The organism is Streptomyces mutomycini, from assembly GCF_001700505.1.
Classification (GTDB): domain Bacteria; phylum Actinomycetota; class Actinomycetes; order Streptomycetales; family Streptomycetaceae; genus Streptomyces; species Streptomyces mutomycini.
Genome location: NZ_MAPV01000052.1, coordinates 1 through 23,415 on the forward strand (window position 1 = coordinate 1; position 23,415 = coordinate 23,415).

Genomic DNA, 23,415 nt, shown 5'->3' on the forward strand with positions numbered 1-23,415 from the left:
TGGTGCCCTTGGCGAGGTCGTCGCCGGCTCCTGGGTCACGGACAAGGTGTATGTGAAGACCGGCGTGTACGAGGTCGCCGGCTACGACCTCGCCAAGGGCACCAAGGTCTGGTCGATCCCGCTGACCGGCCAGGTCTGCGCCGCCTCCCGGCACATGAGCAAGGACTACAAGACGGCCGTCGCCTTCCAGGACGGCAAGCCGACCGCCGAGGACAAGTACCCCTCCTGCACCCAGGTCGGCGCGCTCGACCTGGCCACCGGCAAGCTCATGTGGAGCAAGTCCGTCACCTCCGCGTCCGGCGGCGACGAGGCCGTGCGCTTCGGCGAGGTCACGCTCAGCGGTTCCACGGTCGCGGCGGGCGGAACAAGCGGCGGCGCCGCCTTCAACCTCGCCAACGGTGCCGAGCTCTGGAAGCCGAAGGCCGACGCCAACAACTGCTACGACATGGGCTACGGCGGCGGCGAGGCCCTCGCCGTGGTCCGCAAGTGCGGCGGCTACGACAACCCGCAGCTCACCGTCCAGGCGCTGAACCCGACCACCGGCGCACCGCTCTCCTCGTACAACATGCCGCCCGGCGTCGAGTACGCGAGCATCGTCTCCACCAAGCCGCTCGTCGTGGCGGCCGACGTCGGCGACACCGCCGGTGACGGCAGCAGCATCTCGGACTTCTTCTCCATCGACGCGGCCACCGGCAAGCTCAAGGTCCGGATCTCGGCCGACGCGGACAAGTACGCCGCGGAATGCGGGTCCACCGAGGTCGAGCAGTGCGGCTCCCTGGCCGTCGGCAACAACAGGCTCTACGTGCCGACCGAGGAGCACGAGGGCAGCGGCGAGTACGGCGACACGAACGAGATCGTCGCCTTCGACCTCACCACCGGCAAGCTCGTCGGGGGCAGGGCGGACGCCGGCGACCGCTACTCGCTGACCCCGCTGCGCATGGACGGATCCAACGTCATCGCCTACAAGCGGCCCCCGTACGACAAGGGCGGCCAGATCGTCTCCATCGACGGTTCCACGTTCAAGGAGACCGTGCTGATGGTCAACCCGGACGAGGAGTCGGTCCGCGAGGCGGAGACCAGCTTCTCCGTCGACTACGCCGAGTTCATCTACGAGAAGGGCAGGCTGTTCATCTCCGAGAAGATGGTCAGCGAGCCCCGCAAGTCCAGCTCGCTGGACGACAAGCAGTACCTCGTCGTCTCCTACAGCACCGTCTGACCCGCCCGGCCCCTTCCGGGCCCTGCGGTAACGGCCCTGCCGGTTGATCACCGACCGGCAGGGCCGATCGTTTTCCGACGGACAAGGAGCCCTGAACCGCGCAGAATTCGGCAATCCGGGGGTCTTTGGCCCGGTAGAGGGAGCGGCACGTCGAACAAGCGTGTAGCTTGCCGGGTCAGAGGGGCCGGGGGGCCTGTTCGGGGTTACGCAGCGGGACAGCGCTGCACACATGGGGGCGTTTCCGATGGGCGTGCGGCTCATGGTGGTCGATGACCACCGTCTGCTCGCCGAGGCACTCGCCTCGGCGCTGAAACTGCGGGGGCACCGGGTGCTCGCGGCGGCGGCGCCGACGTCCGGGGTCGCGGAGCTCGTCGTCAGCAGGGCGCCGGAGGTCTGCCTGTTCGGCACGTCGGCACCCGCCGAACCCGGGGCGTTCGACCCGATCGTGCAGATCGGACGGGAGCGCCCGCAGGTGGCCGTGGTGGTCCTCGGCCCGGTGCCGAGCCCGCGCGGGATCGCCGCGGCCTTCGCCGCCGGAGCAGCCGGCTACGTCCGCCACGACGAACGGATAGAGGGCGTCGAGCGCGCCATGGTCAAGGCCCGGGCGGGCGAGACCGCGGTCGCCCCGCAACTGCTGCGCGGTGCGTTCGCCGAACTTCTGCACCCGGTCGCCCAGCCGGACGACGAGGGGCAGCGGCTCCTGCGGATGCTGACCCCGCGTGAGGTCGAGGTGCTGGTGCGGGTCGCCGAGGGGGAGGACACCCGGCTGATCGCGGCCGGCATGAGGATCGCGCCGAGCACCGCGCGCACGCATGTGCAGCGGGTACTCATGAAGCTCGGCGTCGGCTCCCGCCTGGAGGCCGCCGCGCTCGCCGCCCGTACGGGGCTGCTCGACCGGGCGGCGGCGGGAACGCCGCGGGGGCCGGACGGCCTCGCGTGACAGCGTGATCGTCCGGCCCCCGCGGGGTGGTCCGGGTCAGCTCTCCGGCGTACCGGGGACCTCGTCCGGCACCTGGGCCGGGCGCAGCTTCATCCAGATCAGGAAGAAGAGCCCGAGCGCCAGCATGGCCAGCCCGGTCCACAGGTTGATGTGGACGCCCTCGGCCTTCTTCAGGTCGGCGTCGGACGGGTTGATCCCGGCGATGGTGACGATCACTCCGTAGACCACGAAGAGACCGCCGATGATCCGCCGGATGTCGAAGAGCCGGGCCGCGGTCGCGGACTTGCGCTCCAGCTCGGAGACTTCCTTGTGCAGGTCGGACATGGTGAGTGCCTCCGATCAGAGCGAGTAGGGCAGGTAGCACAGGGCGGCGAGGACGATGGCGCCCCAGCCGAGCAGGGCGGGCTTGCGGTACCAGGCGTCGTCGCCCTCCTCAGGCGCCTCGTCGGCGTCCGGGGATGTGGTCCCGTAGACCAGACCGGCCAGTTCGGCCTCCGGCTTGGGGGCGGTGAAGAGGGTGACGGCGACCATGACGACCGCGCCGGCCACGAATCCGACGATGGCGGAGACGAAGTTGGCGCCCTGGTCGGACGGGATGTCGATGATGCCCTGCTTGTAGACGACGAAGTAGTTGACCATCGCGGCGGTGGTACCCGCGACGAGCCCCCAGACACCGGACTTCATCGAGGCGCGCTTCCAGAACATGCCGATGATGAAGACCACGAACATCGGGACGTTGAAGAACGAGAACAGCGTCTGCAGGTACGTCATGATGTTGGAGAAGCTGGCGGCGATGAACGCCGTGCCGATCGAGGCCAGCACGCCCACCGCGGTGATCACCCGGCCGAAGCGCAGGTAGTACGCGTCCGACTGGTCCTTCTTCACGTACCGCTGCCAGATGTCCGTGGTGAACACCGTGTTGAACGACGAGACGTTGGCGGCCATACCGGCCATGAAGGCAGCGAGCAGACCGGTGACCGCGATGCCGAGCACACCGTTGGGCAGCAGCTCCCGCATCAGCAGCGGGATGGCGTCGTTGTACGTGAGGCCCGAGCGCGTCGACCCGATGTTCGGGACGATGACGGCGGCGACCAGGCCCGGGATCATCACCGCGAAGACGATGAAGATCTTCGGGAAGGCGGCGATCAGCGGGGTGCGCTTGGCGGCCGACAGGTTCTTCGCGGACAGGGCGCGCTGCACCTCGGCGAAGTTGGTGGTCCAGTAGCCGAAGGAGAGGACGAAGCCGAGGCCGAGGATGATCGTCAGCCAGTTGGCACCGAGCGGGTTGGCGTCACCGATGCCGGTACCGCCCCAGGCGGACATGAAGTCCGCGCCGTGCTGCTTCTCCAGTGAGCCGGTCAGGCCGTCCCAGCCGCCCACACGCTTGAGGCCCAGCAGGGTGAGCGGGATCAGCGCGGCGAGGATGACGAAGAACTGCAGCACCTCGTTGTAGATCGCGGAGGAGAGCCCGCCGATGGTGATGTAGAGCAGGACGAACACGCCGGCGACGACGATCGCGACCCAGCGGTCCCATCCCAGCAGGGCCTCCACGACGATCGACAGGGCGTAGAGGTTCACGCCCGCGATCAGGATCGCCGCGAAGGCGAAGAGTATGGAGCTCAGCAGGTGCGCGGACCTGTCGAAGCGCTGGAGCAGGAACTCCGGTACGGAGCGGACCTTGGACCGGTAGTAGAAGGGCATCATCACCAGGCCGAGGAAGACCATGGCGGGGATGGCGCCGATCCAGTACCAGTGGACGACCGCGACGCCGTACTGCGCGCCGGTCGCCGCCATGCCGAGGATCTCGGTGGCCCCGAGGTTCGCCGCGACGAAGGCCAGACCGGTCACCCAGGCGGGCAATGACCGTCCGGACAGGAAGAAGTCGAGGCTCGTCTTCACGCTGGCCCGGGCGGCGAAGCCGATGCCGAGCACCACGACGAAGTAGATCGCCAGGATTGTGTAATCGAGCCCGTTCGTGGGGAGCCGGAGCCCTTCGGCCAGATATTGCATGGGGGGTACTCGCTTCGTTGCGCGAACTGAACCCGTCGGAACCTACGCCTTTGTGTTCAGAAAATGAACAGGTTGGATGGCGTTCTTTGTTTGATCGTGATCGCACGGGTTGAAATGTCCTGGTTCGCCGGTTCACACGCACAGCGGCGCCACAGGTTTCGTCGGCATTGACGCACCTGTTGAGTTGTGGTTAGTTATGTTTGGTTCTGTTTAGAGGGCGTTACTTGGAGGAGCCTGGTGAAGAAGACGGTTACGACCCTCGCCGACGGCCGTGAGCTGATCTACTACGACTCCGCGGACGACATCGTCCGCGACGCCGTCGACACCCGGCCGCTGGATGCCGTCTCCGCGTCCGATGGGGACTCGGAGATCCGCCACGACGCTCTGCTCGGCGACTCCGTGGCCATCGCCTCGCACCGGCAGGGGCGCACGTACCACCCGCCGGCCGACGAGTGCCCGCTCTGCCCCTCGCGGGAGGGCCGCCTCAGCGAGATCCCCGACACCGGCTACGACGTCGCCGTGTTCGAGAACCGCTTCCCCTCCCTCGCCGGCGACTCCGGCCGCTGCGAGGTCGTCTGCTTCACCTCCGACCACGACGTGTCCTTCGCCGGCCTCACCGACGAGCAGGCCGCACTGGTCCTGGAGGCATGGACCGACCGCACCGCCGACCTCGCCGAGCTCCCGCAGGTCACCCAGGTGTTCTGCTTCGAAAACCGGGGCGCGGAGATCGGCGTCACCCTCGGCCACCCGCACGGGCAGATCTACGGATACCCCTTCGTCACCCCGCGCACCGAGCAGATGCTCCGCTCGATGGAGGCCCACCGCGCCGCGACCGGCCGCAACCTCTTCGACGACGTCGTCGCCCGCGAACTGGCCGACGGCGACCGCGTCGTCCTGGAGAGCGAGCACTGGGTCGCCTTCGTGCCTTACGCCGCGCACTGGCCCTACGAGGTCCACCTCCACCCGCGCCGTCGCGTGCCCGACCTGCGGGAACTCGACGAGGGCGCCCGCACGGAGTTTCCACAGGTCTATCTGGAACTCTTGAGGCGATTCGACCGGATCTTCGGCCCCGGCGAGCCGCCGACCCCGTACATCTCCGCCTGGCACCAGGCTCCCTTCAGGGTCCCCGGCCGTGAGGAGTTCGGGCTGCACCTGGAGCTTTTCACCATCAGGCGGACAACCGGCAAGCTGAAGTTCCTCGCGGGCTCCGAATCCGGCATGGGCGCCTTCATCAACGACGTGCCGCCGGAGGCCGCGGCCCAGCGACTGCGAGAGGTAGCGAGCGAGTGAGCAACACCGCAAGGAAGTACCTGGTGACGGGCGGCGCGGGATACGTCGGCAGCGTCGTCGCCGCACACCTGCTGGAGGCCGGTCACACCGTGACCGTCCTCGACGACCTGTCGACCGGCTTCCGCGAAGGCGTCCCCGAGGGCGCCGAGTTCATCGAGGGCCGCGTCCAGGACGCAGCCAAGTGGCTGGACCCCTCCTACGACGGCGTGCTGCACTTCGCCGCGTACTCCCAGGTCGGCGAGTCCGTCGTCGACCCCGAGAAGTACTGGGTCAACAACGTCGGCGGGACCACCGCCCTGCTGGCCGCCATGCGCGACGCCGGGGTGCGCACCCTCGTCTTCTCCTCCACCGCGGCGACCTACGGCGAACCGGTCTCCAGCCCCATCACGGAGGCCGACCCCACCGCCCCCACCAGCCCGTACGGCGCCTCCAAGCTCGCCGTCGACCACATGATCACCGGCGAGGCGACCGCCCACGGCCTCGCCGCGGTCTCCCTGCGCTACTTCAACGTCGCGGGCGCCTACGGCAGCTGCGGCGAGCGTCACAGCCCCGAGTCGCACCTCATCCCGCTGGTCCTCCAGGTCGCCCTCGGACAGCGCGAGTCGATCTCCGTCTACGGCGACGACTACCCGACCCCCGACGGCACCTGCGTACGCGACTACATCCACGTCGCCGACCTCGCCGAGGCCCACCTGCTGGCCCTGGAAGCGGCCACCGCGGGCGACCACCTCATCTGCAACCTCGGCAACGGCAACGGCTTCTCCGTGCGGGAGGTCATCGAGACCGTCCGCCAGGTCACCGGCCACCCGGTCCCCGAGACCGCCGCACCCCGGCGCGGCGGCGACCCCGCCGTCCTCGTCGCCTCCGCCGCCACCGCCAGGGAGCGGCTCGGCTGGCAGCCGTCGCGCGCGGACCTGGCCGCCATTGTCGCCGACGCGTGGACGTTCGCCCGCCGAGAGGAGCCCACCGCACCATGACCGACAACGCCGAGCTGACCGCCTCCTTCACCGAGCTCTACGGGACCGCCCCCGAGGGGATCTGGGCAGCACCCGGACGAGTGAACCTGATCGGTGAGTACACCGACTTCAACGGCGGCTTCGTCATGCCGCTCGCCCTTCCGCACACCGCCCGCGCGGCCGTCACCCGACGCGACGACGGACAGCTGCGCCTGCACTCCACCGACGTCCCCGGCGGGGTCGTCTCCCTGCGCGTCGACGAACTGGCCCCGCACTCCGGCCACGGCTGGGCCGCCTACCCCGCGGGGGTCGTCTGGGCCCTGCGCGAGGCCGGACACCCCGTCACCGGCGCGGACATACAGCTGACGTCCACCGTCCCCGTCGGCGCCGGACTCTCCTCGTCGGCCGCCCTGGAAGTCGTCACGGCGCTCGCCCTGAACGACCTCTTCGAACTGGGCCTGAGCGCACCGGAGATCGCCGTTCTCGGCCAGCGTGCCGAGAACGCGTTCGTCGGCGTCCCCTGCGGCGTCATGGACCAGATGGCCTCCGCGTGCTGCACCGAGGGCCATGCCCTGTACCTCGACACCCGCGACCTCACCCAGCGCCAGGTCCCCTTCGACCTGCCCGCGCACGGGCTGCAGCTCCTCGTCGTCGACACCAGGGTCAAGCACGCCCTCGGCGACGGCGCGTACGCGGAGCGCCGGGCCGGCTGCGAGGCGGGGGCACGGGCACTCGGCATCAGCGCCCTGCGCGACCTTCCGTACGAGGGCCTGGACGCCGCGCTGGAGACCCTCGCGGCAGCCGGCGAGGACGAGTCGGTCGTGCGCTACGTGCGCCATGTGGTGAGCGACAACCACCGGGTGGAGCAGGTCATCGCGCTGCTCGACGCAGGTGACGTGCGCGCGGCGGGCCCGGTCCTCAACGAGGGCCACCTCTCGCTCCGCGACGACCTGCGGGTCTCGTGCCCGGAGCTGGACCTCGTGGTCTCCACGGCGAACACCGCCGGGGCGCTCGGGGCCAGGATGACCGGGGGCGGCTTCGGCGGCTCGGCGATCGTGCTGGTGGAGGAGGCGATGGCGGACACCGTCGCCAAGGCCGTCACCGAGGCGTTCACCGCCGCCGGCCACGCCGCCCCGGGAATCTTCCCCGCGGTCCCCTCGGCGGGCGGCCGGCGGGTCGATCCAGCCGCTTGACCAGGATGAACTCCGAGACGCCGGGCGGATAGTCCTCGACCTCGCCGACCACCTCGTACCCCTGCTTCCGGTAGAAGCCCGGGGCCTGGAAGCCCCAGGTCTCGAGCCGGGAGCGGGTACAGGCCCGGCCGTCGCGGGCGAGGCTCTCCGCCTCGGCCAGCAGCCGCGAGCCGAGACCGAGGCCGCGGTGGCGGGCATCGACCCAGAGCAGGTCCACATGGAGCCAGTAGGCCCAGGTCCGCCCGCTCAGCCCGCCGGCCAGTTCACCCGCGTCGTCCAGGAGCCACACCTCCAGAGGCACTTCGTGCTCGGCGGGGGTGGAGCGCAGGGCGCGCAGCTCCGGCGATCCGTCCCAGTTGTCGTCGTGCAGCCGACGGCCCAGCAGAATTCGACGTTCCTTGTCCACTTCTGTCTCAAGACGGAACATGAACAACACCCTAAACATCCATGGGTGATCAGTTCCGCGAATCGCCTTCCGGTACCCACCGCCCGCCGTACGCTGATGCTCAGCACCGGTGGGGGCCGGTGCCGTTTCAGGGGACGAGACAGTCGGATACGACGCCCGGGGCGGGTGGCGGCCGGCATGCGGCGGCGGCCGCGCGCCGGCGGTTCACCGGAGTGCTCCGGGCGTCGTGTCCGCCGTGGTCCGTCCCCGTCGGGGCCGGCCAGTAGCAGGCGCCCCAGGAGTTCACACAGCATGGGGGTGTCTGTGGCTCGTATCCGGGTTCTGGTGGTCGACGACCACCGCATCTTTGCCGAGTCCCTCGCGGCGGCACTCGCCGCCGAACCGGACGTCGACGTGGCCGCCGCGGGCAGCGGCCCCGCCGCGCTGCGGTGTCTGGAACGCGCGACCGCCGAGGGACGCCGCTACGACGTGATGCTGGTCGACGCCGAACTGGGCGTTCTTGCCGCCGCGGGCGGCGCCCGCACCATTCCCGCGCCGCGCGGCGCACCGGACGACGGGTCGGGCCAGGGCCGTCCCGTGGACGGCATCTCGCTGGTCGGCGGAGTGCGTTCGACCCATCCGCACATCCGCACGGTGGTGCTCGCGGAGAGGGACGACCCGCGCCGCGCCGCGGCGGCGCTGCAGGCCGGTGCCTCGGGATGGGTCGCCAAGGACTGCTCGCTGCAGCGTCTGCTGACGGTCATCCGCGGCGTGCTGCGCGACGAGACGCATCTGCCGGCCGCCCTGCTGACCGGTGTCCTGCGGGAGCTGACCGCGGCCCGCAAGCACCGCACCGAGAGCGAGCAGCTCGTCGAGTCGCTGACACCGCGCGAGCGTGAGGTGCTGCGCTGCATGGTGGCGGGCCTGGGACGCAAGGCGGTCGCGGAGCGGCTCTTCCTGTCCCCGCACACGGTGCGTACGCACATGCAGAACGTGCTGGGGAAGCTGGGTGTGCACTCGACCCTGGCCGCCGTGGCCATGGCCCGCCGGGCCGGAGTGGGCCCGGCCGCGCTAACCGGGGATGTTGTCGAACGGGGCGGTCAGCCGGCGTAGCAGTCCGGCCAGCTCGGACCGCTGCGGGCGGGAGAGCTCGCCCAGGATGGCCCGCTCCTGGGCGAGCAGCCCGGCCAGCGACTGGTCGGCCTTGTCGCGGCCCAGGTCGGTCAGCCTGACCAGGACGCCACGGCGGTCACTGGGGTCCGGCAGCCGCTCCACCAGGTTCTTCTGGGTCAGTCGGTCGATGCGGTTCGTCATGGTGCCCGAGGTGACCAGCGTCTGGGTGAGGAGCTGGCCGGGGGAGAGCTGATACGGGGCGCCGGCGCGGCGCAGTGACGTCAGGACGTCGAATTCCCAGGGCTCCAGCTGGTGCTCCGCGAAGGCGATCCGGCGGGCCCTGTCGAGATGCCGGGCCAGGCGGGAGACGCGGCTCAGGACCTCGAGTGGTTCCACGTCGAGGTCGGGGCGCTCCCGGCGCCATGCAGCGACCAGTCGGTCGACCTCGTCCTCCATGTCGATCAGTGTAGAGGGTCCCTCGACATGAAGTCTCTTGAATTCAAGTGTCTTGACATCAAGATACTTACCTGGTGATCCTGGCCCCATGACAGCACCCACCTGGGACCCACGGCAGTACCTCCGCCACGCCGGCCACCGCACCCGCCCCTTCCATGACCTCCTGGCCCGGATCGGCCCCCTCCCGCACGAACCGGCACCCCGGATCGCCGACCTCGGCTGCGGCGCGGGCAACGTCACCGCCCTCCTCGCGGAACGCTGGCCCGGCGCCCGCATCACCGGCTACGACAACTCCACGCAGATGCTGGAGCGCGCCCGCGCCCACACCGGACCCCTCCTCGACTTCACCGAGGCCGACGCCGGCACCTGGACACCCACCGAGACGTACGACCTCATCGTCTCCAACGCCCTCCTCCAATGGGTCCCCGGCCACACCGCCCGCTTCCCCCACTGGCTGGACGCCCTCGCCCCCGGCGGCACCCTCGCCTTCCAGGTCCCCGGCAACTTCGACGCCCCCAGCCACACCCTCATGCGCGAACTCGCCGGATCCCCCCGCTGGCACGACCGCCTCGGCGACCTCCTGCGCCACGGCGACGCCGTGCACACCCCGACGGACTACCTGGAGCACCTCACCGCCCCCGGGCGCACCGCCGACGTCTGGGAGACCACCTACCTGCACCTGCTCCAGGGCCAGGACCCCGTCCTCGACTGGGTCAAGGGCACCGGCCTGCTCCCCCTCCTCGACGCCCTCGGCGACGACCCCGAGGCCCGGGACGCCTTCCTCACCGAATACCGCGACCTGCTGCGCACCGCCTACCCGGCGGGCCCGCACGGCACGGTCTACCCGTTCCGCCGGATCTTCGCGGTCGTCCGCACGCCCGAGGAGCAGCCTTGATCACCGCCGTCGACCACGTCCAGCTCGCCGCCCCGCCCGGATCGGAGGACGCCCTGCGGGCCTTCTACGTACACGTCCTCGGGCTCACGGAGCTCCCCAAGCCCCCGGCCCTCGCCGCCCGGGGCGGCTGCTGGTTCGGGACCGGCCCGGTCCAGCTGCACCTCGGCATCGAAGAGGACTTCCGCCCGGCCGGGAAGGCCCACCCGGGCCTGCGCGTCACGGACATCGACGCCTTCGCGGCCCGGCTGGCCGGACACGGCGCCCCCGTCGAATGGGACGACAACCTCCCCGGCCACCGCCGCTTCCACTCCCGGGACCCCGTGGGCAACCGGCTGGAATTCCTGGAGCCGCTCACCGCGTGAGCGTCACAGCGCGTCCAGCGCCTCCGGCGAGATGTCGAGGTCGACGGGGAACGGAACCCCGGTCTTGAGCCGGTCATGATGGATACCCGTCAGCGCGTACACCTTGTTCACGGGGTCCAGCTCATAGACCCGCACGACCGGGTGCCGGTCGCTCCCCGCCATCTCCACCAGCCAGAAGTTCGGGATACCGGCCGCCGCGTACTTCTGGGGCTTGGTGTCACGGTCACGGGCCTCGGAGTCCGGTGAGACCACCTCGACGGCGAGGAGCACGTCCGCCGCATCGAAGCGCGTCAGCTCCCGCCCGGTGACCGCCTCCGCCCGGACGACGGAGACGTCCGGCTCGGGAGCGTTGCGCCGGTCGAGAGCTACGGTCATCTCCCGTACGACCTTCAGCTCACTAGGCGCACCGCTGCGCAATCCGTAGGTCAGCAGGTCGATCATCCGGCTGTGAAAAATGCGCTGCGGACTCACAAAGATCAGGCTCCCGTCGAGCAATTCCGTGTGCGGCGGGAGATCGGGCAGCGTGAACAGGTCGTCCACGGTGTATCCGTCCTGCGGGGGCACCGGCCAGCGGCTGCTGCGCCCGGTGATCGGCTCGGCGGTCATGGTTCCTCCCATGGACGGGATTCTGTGCCCTGCCGACCACCCTACGGCCGGGAACCAGCAGGCGTCATCACAACGAGTGATCACACGCCCACCGGCGCGGATCAGCTCTTCCGGTGGCCTATCAGCCGCGGCTTCGACTCCAGGTTCTCCAGCCCGTGCCACGCCAGGTTCACCAGGTGGGCCGCGACCTCCGCCTTCTTCGGCTTCCGCACGTCCAGCCACCACTGGCCCGTCAGCGCCACCATCCCGACCAGGGCCTGGGCGTACAGCGGGGCCAGCTTCGCGTCGAAGCCCCGGGCCTTGAACTCCAGGCCCAGGATGTCCTCGACCTGCGTCGCGATGTCACTGATCAACGACGCGAAGGTGCCCGTGGACTGCGCGACCGGGGAGTCACGGACCAGGATCCGGAAACCGTCCGTGTACGTCTCGATGTAGTCGAGCAGCGCGAACGCCGCCTGCTCCAGCAGCTCACGCGGATGACCCGCCGTGAGCGCCCCCGTCACCAGATCCAGCAGCTGGCGCATCTCACGGTCGACCACGACGGCGTACAGGCCCTCCTTGCCGCCGAAGTGCTCGTACACCACCGGCTTGGAGACCCCGGCACGCGCCGCGATCTCCTCCACCGAGGTCCCCTCGAAACCCTTGTCGGCGAACAGGGCGCGGCCGATGTCAAGGAGCTGCTCGCGCCGCTCCTTGCCCGTCATGCGGACCCGCCGGGCCCGCCGGGTGGGGGCAGGCATGCTCTTCTCGCCGCTGGTGCTTCCGTCGGTCGCCACGTCGTCAATCATGCCGGGTCTGCGGCCGGGGCCTTGCGCCGGGAGGCGATACGCGAGGCGTCCGGCCACCGCACGTCGTGCGCCCAGCCCAGCTTCTCGAACCAGCGGATCAGCCGGGCACTCGAGTCGATCTGCCCCCGCATCACCCCGTGCCGCGCACTCGTCGGGTCCGCGTGGTGCAGGTTGTGCCAGGACTCACCGCACGAGAGCACCGCCAGCCACCACACGTTCCCCGACCTGTCACGGGACTTGAAGGGCCGCTTGCCGACCGCGTGGCAGATCGAGTTGATCGACCACGTCACGTGGTGCAGCAGCGCGACACGGACCAGCGAACCCCAGAAGAAGGCAGTGAACGCACCCCACCACGACATCGTGACCAGTCCGCCGACCAGCGGCGGGATCGCCAGCGAGAGAATCGTGAAGCTGAGGAAGTGACGCGAGATCGCCCGGATCGCCGGGTCCCCGACCAGGTCCGGGGCGTACTTCTGCTGCGGAGTCTGCTCCTCGTTGAACATCCAGCCGATGTGGGCCCACCACAGGCCCTTCATCAGCGCCGGCAGGTTCTCGCCGAACCGCCACGGCGAATGCGGGTCGCCCTCGGCGTCCGAGAACCGGTGGTGCTTGCGGTGGTCGGCCACCCAGCGCACCAGCGGACCCTCCACCGCCATCGAGCCCGCGACGGCCAGAGCGATCCGGAGCGGACGCTTCGCCTTGAAGGAGCCATGAGTGAAGTACCGGTGGAAGCCGATCGTCACGCCGTGACAGCCCCAGTAGTACATGACGACCAGCAGACCCAGATCGAGCCAGCTGACACCACGGCCCCAGGCCAGCGGCACCGCCGCGACCAGGGCCGCGAACGGCACCACGATGAACAGGAGCAGCGCGAACTGCTCGACCGAACGCTTCTTGTCGCCGCCGAGCGTTGCGGAGGGGGCTGAGGAGTCGCCTGCCTCCGTCGGCAGGCCGTCGTCGATCACATCGGGGCTGGTGGGCATTGGGGAGTCCCCCGTGAGGTGAGGAAATAGGGCGGAATGAGCGGTCTACGCTTCCGTAACCTACGGCAACGTAAGTATGGCAGCGAACAGGGCCACGACACGAGAGCGCCGCCGGGGCAACCCGAGTACGACAGCGCCACCACCCCCCGTGTACCCGGGATCCGGACCGCCCCGCAGGGCAGCGAGCACGCCGAACCCCCGGACACCTATCCTGGGTGGGTCGGACAGCGCGGTCCGCACTCTGCATATCCGGGGTGACCCGTCAGCACCGCGAGCGCCCCGGCCCCCCTGACAGACGTGCTCAACCACTGCAAGGAGCCGCACACTGTGAGCAGTGCCGACCAGACCCCTGCCGCCAACACCGAACTGCGGGCCGACATCCGCCGCCTCGGCGACCTCCTGGGCGAGACCCTCGTACGACAGGAGGGCCAGGACCTCCTCGACCTCGTCGAGCGCGTCCGCGCCCTCACCCGCACCGACGGAGAGGCAGCCGCCGAGCTCCTCGGCGACACGGACCTGGAGACCGCCGCACAACTCGTGCGCGCCTTCTCCACCTACTTCCACCTCGCCAACGTCACCGAGCAGGTCCACCGCGCCCACGAGATGCGCGACCGCCGGTCCGCCGAAGGCGGGCTCCTCGCCCGCACCGCCGACCGCCTCAAGGACGCCGACCCCGAACACCTGCGCCAGACGGTCAAGAACCTCAACGTCCGGCCCGTCTTCACCGCACACCCCACCGAGGCCGCACGCCGCTCCGTCCTCAACAAGCTCCGCCGCATCGCCGAGCTCCTCGAAACACCCGTCATCGAGGCCGACCGCCGACGCCACGACCTCCGCCTCGCCGAGAACATCGACCTCATCTGGCAGACGGACGAGCTCCGCGTCGTACGCCCCGAGCCCGCCGACGAGGCCCGCAACGCCATCTACTACCTCGACGAGCTGCACGCCAACGCCGTCGGCGACGTCCTCGAGGACCTCGCCGCCGAGCTCGAACGAGTCGGCGTCGAACTCCCCGCAGGCACCCGCCCCCTCACCTTCGGCACCTGGATCGGCGGCGACCGCGACGGCAACCCCAACGTGACGCCCGCCGTCACCTGGGACGTCCTGATCCTGCAGCACGAACACGGCATCACCGACGCCCTCGAACTCGTCGACTACCTGCGCGGACTCCTCTCCAACTCCATCCGCTACACCGGAGCCACCGACGAGCTCCTCACCTCCCTCCAGACCGACCTGGAGCGCCTCCCCGAGATCAGCCCCCGCTACAAGCGGCTGAACGCCGAGGAGCCCTACCGGCTCAAGGCCACCTGCATCCGCCAGAAGCTCGTCAACACCCGCGAACGACTGGCCTCCGGCACCCCCCACCGCCCCGGCTGCGACTACCTCGGCACCTCCGAGCTCATCGCCGACCTCGCGCTCATCCAGACCTCCCTGCGCGAACACCGCGGCGGACTCTTCGCCGACGGCCGCATGGACCGCACCATCCGCACGCTGTCCGCCTTCGGCCTCCAGCTCGCCACCATGGACGTCCGCGAACACGCCGACGCCCACCACCACGCCCTCGGCCAGCTCTTCGACCGCCTCGGCGAAGAATCCTGGCGCTACACCGACATGCCCCGCGACTACCGGCAGAAGCTCCTCGCCAAGGAACTCCGCTCCCGCCGCCCCCTCGCACCCACCCCGGCCCCGCTCGACGCCGCCGGCGAGAAGACCCTCGGCGTCTTCCACACCATCAAGCAGGCCTTCGAACGCTTCGGCCCCGAAGTCATCGAGTCCTACATCATCTCCATGTGCCAGGGCGCCGACGACGTCTTCGCCGCCGCCGTCCTCGCCCGCGAGGCCGGACTCATCGACCTCCACGGCGGCTGGGCCAAGATCGGCATCGTCCCGCTCCTCGAAACCACCGACGAGCTCCGCGCCGCCGACGTCATCCTCGACGAAATGCTCGCCGACCCCTCCTACCGCCGCCTCGTATCGCTCCGCGGCGACGTCCAGGAGGTCATGCTCGGCTACTCCGACTCCTCCAAGTTCGGCGGCATCACCACCTCCCAGTGGGAGATCCACCGCGCCCAGCGCCGACTCCGCGACGTGGCCCACCGCTACGGCGTACGCCTGCGCCTCTTCCACGGCCGCGGCGGCACCGTCGGCCGAGGCGGCGGCCCCTCCCACGACGCGATCCTCGCCCAGCCCTGGGGAACGCTCGAAGGCGAGATCAAGGTCACCGAGCAGGGCGAGGTCATCTCCGACAAGTACCTCATCCCCGCACTCGCCCGCGAGAACCTGGAACTGACCGTCGCGGCCACCCTCCAGGCCTCCGCCCTCCACACCGCACCCCGCCAGTCCGACGAGGCACTCGCCCGCTGGGACGCGGCCATGGACACCGTCTCCGACGCCGCCCACAACGCCTACCGCAAGCTCGTCGAAGACCCCGACCTGCCCGCGTACTTCCTCGCCTCCACCCCGGTCGACCAGCTCGCCGACCTGCACCTGGGCTCGCGGCCCTCCCGCCGTCCCGGCTCGGGCGTCTCGCTCGACGGCCTGCGCGCCATCCCGTGGGTCTTCGGCTGGACCCAGTCACGGCAGATCGTCCCCGGCTGGTTCGGCGTCGGCTCCGGCCTCAAGGCACTGCGCGAAGCCGGCCTCGACACCGTCCTGGACGAGATGCACGAACAGTGGCACTTCTTCAAGAACTTCCTCTCCAACGTGGAGATGACCCTCGCCAAGACCGACCTGCGCATCGCCCGGCACTACGTCGACACCCTCGTGCCCGACGAGCTCAAGCACGTCTTCGACGTCATCCAGGCCGAGCACGAGCTCACCGTGCAGGAAGTCCTCAAGGTCACCGGCGGCAAGGAACTCCTCGGCACCAGCCCGGTGCTCCAGCAGACCTTCGCCATCCGTGACGCCTACCTGGACCCGATCTCCTACCTCCAGGTGTCACTCCTCGCCCGCCAGCGCCAGGCCGCCGAACGCGGCGAGGAAGCCGACCCGCTGCTCGCCCGAGCCCTGCTGCTCACCGTCAACGGCGTAGCCGCAGGCCTCCGCAACACCGGCTGAGCCAACCCGGGTACACCGGGCGGGTGCGGTCCTGTCAGAGGGCGACGAACGTCGCCGTCAGCAGGGCCGCACCCGCGACCCCCGCGCCCCACGCGGTCCGCGTCAGCCGCATACCCCCACCGATCACCAGGGCCGCCAGCACCAGCGCACCACCCAACGGCACCCACGCGTGCAGCAGACCAGCCGTCCCGGTACGCACCACATCACCGGACCCGGGCTTCACCACCACGGGGAAACGATCCCCCTTCTTCGCCGCGACGGACCGCTCGATCGTCACCTCGGACCGCTCCCGCGAATCCGCGTCCGGCGAGAACGAGCCCGTGCACGCGTCCTCACCGCACACCGTCACCTCCATCGTCCCGTGCTCACGGCCCTTGGCCAGAACGATGTGGTGCGCGCCGTCCCACGACGACCACACACCCGCGACCAGCAGCAACACGGCGACACAGCCCGCGGCGAACGTACGGCCATGGGCCAGCAACCGGTGCGAGGAACTCCGTTTCATGGGGGCCGATCCTTGGGCAGGGCCCTGCCCTCGGTCAACCTGTGGCCGAAAAAAGCCCAAGAAGTACCAGGAATGTCAGGAGTTGTACGCGGACTGAGCCCGCTCCAGGCCCTCCGCCACCAACGACTCCACCGCATCCGCCGACCGGTCCACCAGATACGCAAGCTCCTTGCGCTCCGCCGACGAGAAATCCTTCAGCACGAAATCAGCGACCTGCATCCGCCCCGGCGGCCGGCCGATCCCGAACCGCACCCGGTGATAATCCGGACCCATCGCCTTCGTCATCGACTTCAGCCCGTTGTGCCCGTTGTCACCCCCGCCCAGCTTCAGCCGCAGCATCCCGAAATCGATGTCCAACTCGTCATGAACCGCCACCACGTGATCGGTCGGCACCTTGTAGAAGTCCCGCAGCGCCGTCACCGGACCACCCGACAGATTCATGTACGACATCGGCTTCGCCAGCACCACACGACGGCTCAGCGGCCCGGGCGGACCGATCCGCCCCTCCAGCACCTGCGCCTGCGCCTTCTGCGCCCGCTTGAACTTCCCGCCGACCCGCTCCGCCAGCAGATCCGCCACCATGAAGCCGACATTGTGCCGGTTCGCCGCATAGTCGGGCCCGGGATTGCCGAGGCCCACGATCAGCCAGGGGTCGGTGGCGTCGGACATCAGAGCTCGGTCTCCTCGCAGTGCGTACATACCAGTCGATACAGGGAAACGGGGCGGCGGAACCCCCGGAAGGGAACCGCCACCCCGTCAGTCAAGCAGGTGGGGCGAGGCTCAGGCCTCGGCACCTTCGCCCTCGGCGCCCTCAGCAGTCGGCTCCTCGGCCTGCGCGGCGACGACCTGCAGCACCACGGCGTCCTCGTCACCGGCGAGCACGGAGCCCTTGGGGAGCGGGATGTCCTTGGCGAGGATCGAGTCGCCGGCGTCCAGGCCCGCCACGGAGACCGTGACGGACTCGGGGATGTGGGTGGCCTCGGCCTCGACGAGCAGCGTGTTCTGCACGTACTCGAGGAGGTTGGCGCCCGGGGCCAGATCGCCCTCGACGTGCACCGCGATCTCGACCTCGACCTTCTCGCCGCGCTTCACGGTGAGGAGGTCGACGTGCTCGATGTTGCCCTTGATGGCGTTGCGCTGCACGGCCTTCGGGATCACCAGGGCGTCCTTGCCGTCGATCTCCAGACCGATCAGGACGTTGGCGGTACGCAGAGCGAGAAGCAGCTCGTGGCCCGGAAGGTTGATGTGAACCGGCTCAGCACCGTGGCCGTAGACGACCCCGGGAACCAGGTTGGCGCGACGGGTGCGACGGGCAGCGCCCTTGCCGAACTCCGTACGGACCGTTGCGTCGAGCTTGATCTCAGCCATGCTGCACTCCTCGTAAAGTGACGAAAACCGATGGTCACCCGGCCCACGACAGGCCTGCTACGAAGAGCGCGTCGATAACGGACCACCGATTCCCATGACCACGCATGAGAACGGCCTCCCTCGCCGAGCAACTTGTCCAGTCTACCCGGCGGGGAGGCCGCGCCCAAAGTCGATCACCCGGAGACCGTCCTCCAGGGACGGTCAACCGGAGCCGATCAGCCCTGCTCCTCGAAGAGGCTCGTCACCGAACCGTCCTCGAAGACCTCACGCACCGCACGCGCGATCGTCGGCGCGATCGAGAGAACCGTGATCTTGTCGATCTCCAGCTCACCCGGCGTCGGCAGCGTGTCCGTGAACACGAACTCGCTGACCTTCGAGTTCTTCAGACGGTCCGCGGCCGGACCGGACAGCACGCCGTGCGTGGCCGTCACTATGACGTCCTCCGCACCGTGCGCGAACAGCGCGTCGGCGGCGGCACAGATCGTGCCACCCGTGTCGATCATGTCGTCGACCAGGACACAGACCCGACCCTCGACGTTACCGACGACCTCGTGGACGCTGACCTGGTTCGGCACGTCCTTGTCGCGGCGCTTGTGGACGATCGCCAGCGGCGCGTCCAGACGGTCGCACCAGCGGTCGGCGACGCGCACACGGCCGGCGTCCGGCGACACGATCGTCAGCTTCGAACGGTCAACCTTCGCGCCCACGTAGTCCGCCAGGATCGGCAGCGCGAACAGGTGGTCCACCGGACCGTCGAAGAAGCCCTGGATCTGGTCCGTGTGCAGATCCACGGTAAGGATGCGGTCCGCACCCGCCGTCTTCATCAGGTCGGCGACCATGCGCGCCGAGATCGGCTCACGGCCACGGTGCTTCTTGTCCTGGCGCGCGTAGCCGTAGAACGGCACGATCACCGTGATGGACCGGGCGGACGCGCGCTTCAACGCGTCAAGCATGATCAGCTGCTCCATGATCCACTTGTTGATCGGAGCCGTGTGGCTCTGGATCAGGAAGCAGTCGGCGCCGCGGGCGGACTCCTGGAAACGCACGTAGATCTCACCGTTGGCGAAATCGAAGGCCTTCGTCGGCACGAGGCCGACACCCAGCTGATGTGCGACCTCCTCGGCCAGCTCGGGGTGGGCGCGGCCGGAGAAGAGCATCAGTTTCTTCTCGCCGGTCGTCTTGATCCCGGTCACAGCACAGTCTCCTCAGACGTGTATCTGGCACCGCACGCATGAGTCCCGATCTGCGACGCGCCAGCCGAAATGGGTGAGCATCTATCACGGTACGCCGCCTTTGGCGCACCTGTTTCCGGTCAGCTTTCGCCGTCGGGCTCCTGTGCGGCCGCCTGGGCGGCCTGAGCCGCCGCGCTCCCGGGGCGTTTCCGGGCGACCCAGCCCTCGATATTCCGCTGCTGGCCCCGGGCGACGGCCAGTGAACCGGACGGTACGTCCTTGGTGATGACCGAACCCGCCGCGGTGTAAACGCCGTCCCCGACCGTGACGGGTGCCACAAACATATTGTCCGACCCGGTCCGGCAGTGGGACCCGATCGTGGTGTGGTGCTTCGCCACCCCGTCGTAGTTCACGAACACGCTCGCCGCACCGATGTTGGTGTGGTCGCCGATCGTCGCGTCACCGACGTAACTCAGGTGCGGGACCTTCGTGCCCTCACCGATCGTCGCGTTCTTCATCTCGACGTACGTACCCGCCTTGGACTTCGCGCCAAGCCGCGTACCCGGCCGCAGATACGCGAACGGACCGACGCTCGCCCCCGGGCCCACCTCCGCGCCGTCCGCGACCGTGTTGTCCACCCGCGCGCCCGCGTGCACGACCGTGTCCCTCAGTCGCGAGTTCGGGCCCACCTCGGCGTCCTCCGCCAGGTGCGTCGTGCCCAGCAGCTGGGTCCCCGGGTGCACGATCGCGTCACGCTCGTACGTCACCGTCGCGTCGATCAGCGTGGACGCGGGGTCCACGACCGTCACACCCGCCAGCATCGCGCGCTCCAGCAGGCGCTCGTTGAGCAGCCGCCTCGCCTCGGCCAGCTGGAGCCGGTTGTTGATCCCCAGGATCTCGCGGTGGTCGCCGGCCACCGATGCACCCACGCGGTGTCCGGCCTCACGCAGGATCGACAGCACGTCGGTGAGGTACTCCTCGCCCTGGCTGTTGTCCGTACGCACCTTGCCCAGGGCATCACCCAGCAGACGGCCGTCGAAGGCGAAGACCCCGGAGTTGATCTCCCGGATCGCCCGCTGCGCGTCGGTGGCGTCCTTGTGCTCGACGATCTCGGTGACCGCCCCGGTGGCCGCGTCGCGGACGATCCGGCCGTAACCGGTGGAGTCCGGCACCTCGGCGGTCAGCACGGTGACGGCGTTCGCGTCGGCGGCGTGGGTCGTGGCGAGCGCGGAGAGGGTCTCGCCGGAGAGCAGCGGGGTGTCACCGCAGACGACGATCACGGTGCCGTCCACGGTGCCGCCGAGCTCCTCGAGGCCCATCCGGACCGCGTGCCCGGTGCCGTTCTGCTCGGCCTGGAAGGCGGTGCGCACGGGGGTGTCCCCGGCGGACAGGTGCGCGGTGACCTGCTCGCTCGCATGGCCCACGACCACGACGAGGTGCTGGGGGTCGAGCTCACGGGAGGCGGCGACGACATGTCCGACGAGCGAGCGCCCGGAGATCTCGTGCAGGACCTTGGGTGTCTTCGACTTCATGCGGGTGCCCTCACCCGCTGCGAGGACGACGACGGCTGCCGGGCTTGTGGCGCTCACGGATGTGCCCTTCGGCTTCGGGTGGTGGACATCCGCAGGATACCGGGGGCGTATATGCCCGAAACGAGCGCGGGCCCCGACCGGTGAGGTCGGGGCCCTGGGTGCGGCTCCCGGGGAAGGACTCGAACCCTCATGATCAGATCCAAAATCTGACGTCTTGCCCTTAGACGACCCGGGATGGGCTATATGTCCGATTTTCTTGATCGGCTCGTTTTGCAGCACCTACTATGCCGCACCACGACCCCTCAATGCGACGGTACAGGTCCGCACTTTTCAGAACTCGGACCACAAGGCAACCCCGGTAACCCTCGCCCGCGTTCTTCCGGTTCGTCTTCGGGGAGTGCCTTTTCAGTGTGGTCTTACCGAATGCTGAGCCCGGGGCGCCTGTGAGGTCGGCCCAGTAGCGCTCCGCTGCTGCGGCATCGGCCGTCTCGTGGATGTGTACGTGGAACCGGAGGTGTTCCGGCGGTACATCCAGTAGACGCAGCCATGCGAGATAAATCGAGATCATGCCCGGGTCGCTGTTGACGAACGTGGCCCTCTCCTGCGGGCGGTGAGGCTTCGCTTTGGATCCCTCTGCCCAGTACAGGCCCACCCCCACCAGGAAGAGCTCGCGTGGGCTCAGTGAGCCGATCGCCGCCTCTGCCGTCATTTTTGTTCTTACGCGTTCCGCTTCGCGCCGCTGAAGAGTTGCTTCCCAGCCGCGCCGTGCGATCTCCGACGCCTGCCCGCGAGACTGTTTGCGTTGCGGCTTCGGTAGATCCCGTACCCACAGCGAGATCGAACTCTTCGAGCACCCCAGCTCGACCTGGATCTGGTCGTAGGTCATGCCCTGGAGTCGCAGCTCCCGGGCTTTCTCCCTCAGGTCGTCCTTGGCGTTGGGGCGCTTCGTCCACTCCGGGGCGGGCTCGCCTTGCAGGAGGCGATGGAGCATGTCGTTGTTGAAGACCTTCAGCCGGTCCCTGATCTGCCGCACGCTCAGTCCCTCCCGCCGTAGCGCGACGGCTTGCTCCCGCAGCCCCTCGAAATCGGCGTACTTGCCAGTGGCATGTGTCATACGGACAGCATCGTCCGGAATGCGGACGTCCGGGTCGAAAGGGTGCTCGGTTCACCGGATCGTGCGATCTAACCGCCTTTGCGATATGACCGGTCGCTTTCTGTGCTGATGGAGTCTCCCGAAAATGAGATGCGCCCGCCCGTAGGCTGGATGCCATGACCGCAACGGGGGCAGACCGGGAAGCGGCGGGTCCGACCACCCGCGGCTACTGGTGGTGGGAGCGGCGGCGGAGTGTCGCCCTGGACGTGGGGCTGGCGCTGGTTTCGGCGCTGGAGTGTGCGCTGGAGGGGGTGGAGTTCGCCCGGGACACCGGGCTGCCGGTGCCGCTGGGGGTGCTGTTCGGGCTGTTGGCGGGGTCGGTGCTGGTGCTGCGCAGGCGCTGGCCGATCGCGGTGGTGCTGGTGTCGATAGCGACGACGCCGGCCGAGATGGGTTTCCTGATGGGCATCGTCGGGCTGTACACGCTGGCGGCGTCCGAGGTGCCGCGGCGGATCACGGTCGTGCTGACGGGGATGACGCTGGTCGGCACTTTCATCGTGTCGTACGTGCGGCTGCGGCAGAGCGTGGACGCCGATGCTGATTTCGGGCCGGGTGTCTGGTATGTCCCGGTGGTGTCGCTGTTCATGTCGCTGGGGCTGACGGCTCCCTCGGTGCTGTTCGGTCTGTACATCGGGGCCAGGCGCAGGCTGATGGAGAGTCTCCGTGAGCGTGCGGATTCGCTGGAGCGGGAGCTGTCGCTGCTGGCCGACCGGGCGGAGGAGCGGGCCGAGTGGGCGCGTACGGAGGAGCGGACCCGGATCGCCCGGGAGATGCATGACGTGGTGGCGCACCGGGTGAGTCTGATGGTGGTGCACGCGGCGGCGTTGCAGGCGGTGGCTCCGAAGGATCCGGCGAAGGCGGTGCGTAACGCCGCGCTGGTGGGGGACATGGGCCGGCAGGCGTTGACGGAGCTGCGGGAGATGCTCGGGGTGCTGCGGAGCGGGGATGCTCTGGTTGCTCCGCGGGCGGGCCGGGTGCCGTTGGCCTCGGTGGGGCGGGTGGCGGCCGTGGCTGCGGCAGCGGCGGTGGAGGAGGGGCCGCGGTTGTGCGAGGTGGAGGTGCTGGTGGCGCAGTCCCGTGAGGCGGGGATGACGGTGGAGCTGTCGGTGGAGGGGGAGGTGCGTGCGTATGCGCCGGAGGTGGAGCAGACGGCGTACCGGGTGGTGCAGGAGGCGTTGACGAACGTGCACAAGCATGCGGCGGGTGCGAGGACGTGGGTGCGTCTGGCGCATCGGGGTGTGGAGGTGGCGATGCAGGTGGAGAACGGTCCGACGGACGGTGTGACGGCGGATGCGGGGTTGCCGAGCGGTGGCAACGGGCTGGTGGGGATGCGGGAGCGGGTGCTGGGGCTCGGCGGTGTGTTCGTGTCGGGGCCGACGGACGCGGGGGGTTTCCGGGTGTCGGCGGTGCTGCGCGACGGTGGGGTGGCGTAGGG

Annotated in this window: 22 protein-coding genes, 1 tRNA gene and 1 pseudogene; 10 read left to right on the plus strand and 14 right to left on the minus strand. The window is 69.4% G+C overall.

The window, feature by feature from the left end; genetic code table 11:
- A partial coding sequence (locus BFF76_RS08125; RefSeq protein WP_167359477.1) for an outer membrane protein assembly factor BamB family protein occupies positions 1-1,216 on the plus strand: 1,216 nt, incomplete at its 5' end.
- A 244-nt stretch (positions 1,217-1,460) separates the two neighbouring features.
- Positions 1,461-2,156, plus strand: a complete 696-nt coding sequence (locus BFF76_RS08130) for a helix-turn-helix transcriptional regulator (protein ID WP_031098606.1) — start codon at positions 1,461-1,463, stop codon at positions 2,154-2,156.
- Positions 2,157-2,192: 36 nt separating this feature from the next.
- On the opposite strand, the gene BFF76_RS08135 is transcribed toward BFF76_RS08130, so the two are convergent.
- Together BFF76_RS08135 and BFF76_RS08140 are read right to left on the minus strand one after the other, a co-directional pair.
- Positions 2,193-2,480 carry a hypothetical protein gene (locus tag BFF76_RS08135; RefSeq protein ID WP_031098607.1) on the minus strand — a complete coding sequence of 96 codons (288 nt, stop codon included), beginning with the start codon at positions 2,478-2,480 and terminating at the stop codon, positions 2,193-2,195.
- A gap of 15 nt (positions 2,481-2,495) precedes the next feature.
- Entirely contained in the window at positions 2,496-4,166 is a 1,671-nt protein-coding gene (locus BFF76_RS08140; RefSeq protein WP_065847797.1) for a sodium:solute symporter family protein, read from the minus strand.
- 237 nt (positions 4,167-4,403) lie between these two features.
- On the opposite strand from BFF76_RS08140, the gene galT reads away from it, so the two are divergent.
- The 3 genes from galT to galK are packed head-to-tail and all read left to right on the plus strand — an operon-like array spanning position 4,404 to position 7,605.
- Complete coding sequence (gene galT / locus BFF76_RS08145) at positions 4,404-5,456, plus strand: galactose-1-phosphate uridylyltransferase (RefSeq protein ID WP_031098609.1); 1,053 nt, start codon at positions 4,404-4,406, stop codon at positions 5,454-5,456.
- On the plus strand, positions 5,453-6,433 hold the full coding sequence (galE, locus tag BFF76_RS08150; protein WP_065847798.1) for a UDP-glucose 4-epimerase GalE: 981 nt from the start codon (positions 5,453-5,455) through the stop codon (positions 6,431-6,433). The genes galT and galE overlap by 4 nt, the downstream gene beginning before the upstream one ends.
- On the plus strand, positions 6,430-7,605 hold the full coding sequence (galK, locus tag BFF76_RS08155; RefSeq protein WP_031098612.1) for a galactokinase: 1,176 nt from the start codon (positions 6,430-6,432) through the stop codon (positions 7,603-7,605). The genes galE and galK overlap by 4 nt, the downstream gene beginning before the upstream one ends.
- Here the strand turns inward: galK and BFF76_RS08160 are convergent.
- Positions 7,595-8,032, minus strand: a pseudogene (locus BFF76_RS08160) (GNAT family N-acetyltransferase); the annotation flags it as partial. The gene galK and the pseudogene BFF76_RS08160 overlap by 11 nt on opposite strands.
- Before the next feature lie 270 nt (positions 8,033-8,302).
- On the opposite strand from BFF76_RS08160, the gene BFF76_RS08165 reads away from it, so the two are divergent.
- A complete protein-coding gene (locus BFF76_RS08165; protein WP_208604829.1) occupies positions 8,303-9,103 on the plus strand; it encodes a response regulator transcription factor in 801 nt (266 codons plus the stop codon).
- Here BFF76_RS08165 and BFF76_RS08170 read toward each other — a convergent pair.
- Positions 9,062-9,559, minus strand: coding sequence for a MarR family winged helix-turn-helix transcriptional regulator (locus tag BFF76_RS08170; RefSeq protein ID WP_065847804.1), 498 nt, complete (start codon positions 9,557-9,559; stop codon positions 9,062-9,064). The two genes, BFF76_RS08165 and BFF76_RS08170, sit on opposite strands and share 42 nt — an antisense overlap.
- Before the next feature lie 88 nt (positions 9,560-9,647).
- Between BFF76_RS08170 and BFF76_RS08175 the strand changes: the two genes are divergently transcribed.
- Together BFF76_RS08175 and BFF76_RS08180 are read left to right on the plus strand one after the other, a co-directional pair.
- The gene (locus BFF76_RS08175; protein ID WP_065847806.1) at positions 9,648-10,454 is read left to right on the plus strand and encodes a trans-aconitate 2-methyltransferase; all 807 of its coding nucleotides are present in this window, start codon (positions 9,648-9,650) and stop codon (positions 10,452-10,454) included.
- On the plus strand, positions 10,451-10,816 hold the full coding sequence (locus tag BFF76_RS08180) for a VOC family protein (protein ID WP_065847808.1): 366 nt from the start codon (positions 10,451-10,453) through the stop codon (positions 10,814-10,816). The genes BFF76_RS08175 and BFF76_RS08180 overlap by 4 nt, the downstream gene beginning before the upstream one ends.
- 3 nt (positions 10,817-10,819) lie before the next feature.
- Here the strand turns inward: BFF76_RS08180 and BFF76_RS08185 are convergent, their stop codons facing one another.
- From BFF76_RS08185 to BFF76_RS08195, 3 genes are all read right to left on the minus strand, one after another.
- Positions 10,820-11,422 carry a Uma2 family endonuclease gene (locus BFF76_RS08185; RefSeq protein WP_065847810.1) on the minus strand — a complete coding sequence of 201 codons (603 nt, stop codon included), beginning with the start codon at positions 11,420-11,422 and terminating at the stop codon, positions 10,820-10,822.
- 101 nt (positions 11,423-11,523) lie between these two features.
- On the minus strand, positions 11,524-12,210 hold the full coding sequence (locus BFF76_RS08190) for a TetR/AcrR family transcriptional regulator (protein ID WP_031098629.1): 687 nt from the start codon (positions 12,208-12,210) through the stop codon (positions 11,524-11,526).
- Positions 12,207-13,193 carry an acyl-CoA desaturase gene (locus tag BFF76_RS08195; RefSeq protein ID WP_031098631.1) on the minus strand — a complete coding sequence of 329 codons (987 nt, stop codon included), beginning with the start codon at positions 13,191-13,193 and terminating at the stop codon, positions 12,207-12,209. The genes BFF76_RS08190 and BFF76_RS08195 overlap by 4 nt, the downstream gene beginning before the upstream one ends.
- Positions 13,194-13,520: 327 nt before the next feature.
- On the opposite strand from BFF76_RS08195, the gene ppc reads away from it, so the two are divergent.
- Positions 13,521-16,250, plus strand: coding sequence for a phosphoenolpyruvate carboxylase (ppc, locus tag BFF76_RS08200; protein WP_053929125.1), 2,730 nt, complete (start codon positions 13,521-13,523; stop codon positions 16,248-16,250).
- A 34-nt stretch (positions 16,251-16,284) separates the two neighbouring features.
- Here ppc and BFF76_RS08205 read toward each other — a convergent pair whose 3' ends face one another.
- From BFF76_RS08205 to BFF76_RS08235, 7 genes are all read right to left on the minus strand, one after another.
- Positions 16,285-16,755 carry a hypothetical protein gene (locus BFF76_RS08205; protein WP_065847812.1) on the minus strand — a complete coding sequence of 157 codons (471 nt, stop codon included), beginning with the start codon at positions 16,753-16,755 and terminating at the stop codon, positions 16,285-16,287.
- A gap of 75 nt (positions 16,756-16,830) precedes the next feature.
- The gene (gene pth / locus BFF76_RS08210; RefSeq protein ID WP_065847814.1) at positions 16,831-17,424 is read right to left on the minus strand and encodes an aminoacyl-tRNA hydrolase; all 594 of its coding nucleotides are present in this window, start codon (positions 17,422-17,424) and stop codon (positions 16,831-16,833) included.
- A 111-nt stretch (positions 17,425-17,535) separates the two neighbouring features.
- Entirely contained in the window at positions 17,536-18,123 is a 588-nt protein-coding gene (locus BFF76_RS08215) for a 50S ribosomal protein L25/general stress protein Ctc (protein ID WP_065847816.1), read from the minus strand.
- A 215-nt stretch (positions 18,124-18,338) separates the two neighbouring features.
- On the minus strand, positions 18,339-19,316 hold the full coding sequence (locus BFF76_RS08220) for a ribose-phosphate diphosphokinase (protein ID WP_031098642.1): 978 nt from the start codon (positions 19,314-19,316) through the stop codon (positions 18,339-18,341).
- A 119-nt stretch (positions 19,317-19,435) separates the two neighbouring features.
- Positions 19,436-20,884 (minus strand): bifunctional UDP-N-acetylglucosamine diphosphorylase/glucosamine-1-phosphate N-acetyltransferase GlmU, encoded by a 1,449-nt coding sequence (gene glmU, locus BFF76_RS08225; protein WP_078958798.1) that lies wholly within the window; start codon positions 20,882-20,884, stop codon positions 19,436-19,438.
- A gap of 107 nt (positions 20,885-20,991) precedes the next feature.
- Positions 20,992-21,062, minus strand: a tRNA-Gln gene (locus BFF76_RS08230).
- Complete coding sequence (locus tag BFF76_RS08235) at positions 21,048-21,941, minus strand: hypothetical protein (protein ID WP_065847818.1); 894 nt, start codon at positions 21,939-21,941, stop codon at positions 21,048-21,050. Before BFF76_RS08235 ends, BFF76_RS08230 begins: the two co-directional genes overlap by 15 nt.
- Before the next feature lie 155 nt (positions 21,942-22,096).
- Here BFF76_RS08235 and BFF76_RS08240 point away from each other — a divergent pair, with 155 nt between their 5' ends.
- Positions 22,097-23,413 carry a sensor histidine kinase gene (locus tag BFF76_RS08240; protein WP_065847820.1) on the plus strand — a complete coding sequence of 439 codons (1,317 nt, stop codon included), beginning with the start codon at positions 22,097-22,099 and terminating at the stop codon, positions 23,411-23,413.
- The last annotated feature ends 2 nt before the right edge of the window (positions 23,414-23,415 follow it).

What these genes read in the sequence shown, in the direction of transcription:
- BFF76_RS08130 (WP_031098606.1), top strand. Translation starts at nt 1,461, where the DNA reads ATGGGCGTGCGGCTCATGGTGGTCGATGACCACCGTCTGCTCGCCGAG.
- BFF76_RS08135 (WP_031098607.1), bottom strand. Translation starts at nt 2,480, where the DNA reads ATGTCCGACCTGCACAAGGAAGTCTCCGAGCTGGAGCGCAAGTCCGCG.
- BFF76_RS08140 (WP_065847797.1), bottom strand. Translation starts at nt 4,166, where the DNA reads ATGCAATATCTGGCCGAAGGGCTCCGGCTCCCCACGAACGGGCTCGAT.
- galK (WP_031098612.1), top strand. Translation starts at nt 6,430, where the DNA reads ATGACCGACAACGCCGAGCTGACCGCCTCCTTCACCGAGCTCTACGGG.
- BFF76_RS08165 (WP_208604829.1), top strand. Translation starts at nt 8,303, where the DNA reads ATGGGGGTGTCTGTGGCTCGTATCCGGGTTCTGGTGGTCGACGACCAC.
- BFF76_RS08170 (WP_065847804.1), bottom strand. Translation starts at nt 9,559, where the DNA reads ATGGAGGACGAGGTCGACCGACTGGTCGCTGCATGGCGCCGGGAGCGC.
- BFF76_RS08175 (WP_065847806.1), top strand. Translation starts at nt 9,648, where the DNA reads ATGACAGCACCCACCTGGGACCCACGGCAGTACCTCCGCCACGCCGGC.
- BFF76_RS08185 (WP_065847810.1), bottom strand. Translation starts at nt 11,422, where the DNA reads ATGACCGCCGAGCCGATCACCGGGCGCAGCAGCCGCTGGCCGGTGCCC.
- BFF76_RS08190 (WP_031098629.1), bottom strand. Translation starts at nt 12,210, where the DNA reads ATGATTGACGACGTGGCGACCGACGGAAGCACCAGCGGCGAGAAGAGC.
- BFF76_RS08195 (WP_031098631.1), bottom strand. Translation starts at nt 13,193, where the DNA reads ATGCCCACCAGCCCCGATGTGATCGACGACGGCCTGCCGACGGAGGCA.
- BFF76_RS08205 (WP_065847812.1), bottom strand. Translation starts at nt 16,755, where the DNA reads ATGAAACGGAGTTCCTCGCACCGGTTGCTGGCCCATGGCCGTACGTTC.
- pth (WP_065847814.1), bottom strand. Translation starts at nt 17,424, where the DNA reads ATGTCCGACGCCACCGACCCCTGGCTGATCGTGGGCCTCGGCAATCCC.
- BFF76_RS08215 (WP_065847816.1), bottom strand. Translation starts at nt 18,123, where the DNA reads ATGGCTGAGATCAAGCTCGACGCAACGGTCCGTACGGAGTTCGGCAAG.
- BFF76_RS08235 (WP_065847818.1), bottom strand. Translation starts at nt 21,941, where the DNA reads ATGACACATGCCACTGGCAAGTACGCCGATTTCGAGGGGCTGCGGGAG.
- BFF76_RS08240 (WP_065847820.1), top strand. Translation starts at nt 22,097, where the DNA reads ATGACCGCAACGGGGGCAGACCGGGAAGCGGCGGGTCCGACCACCCGC.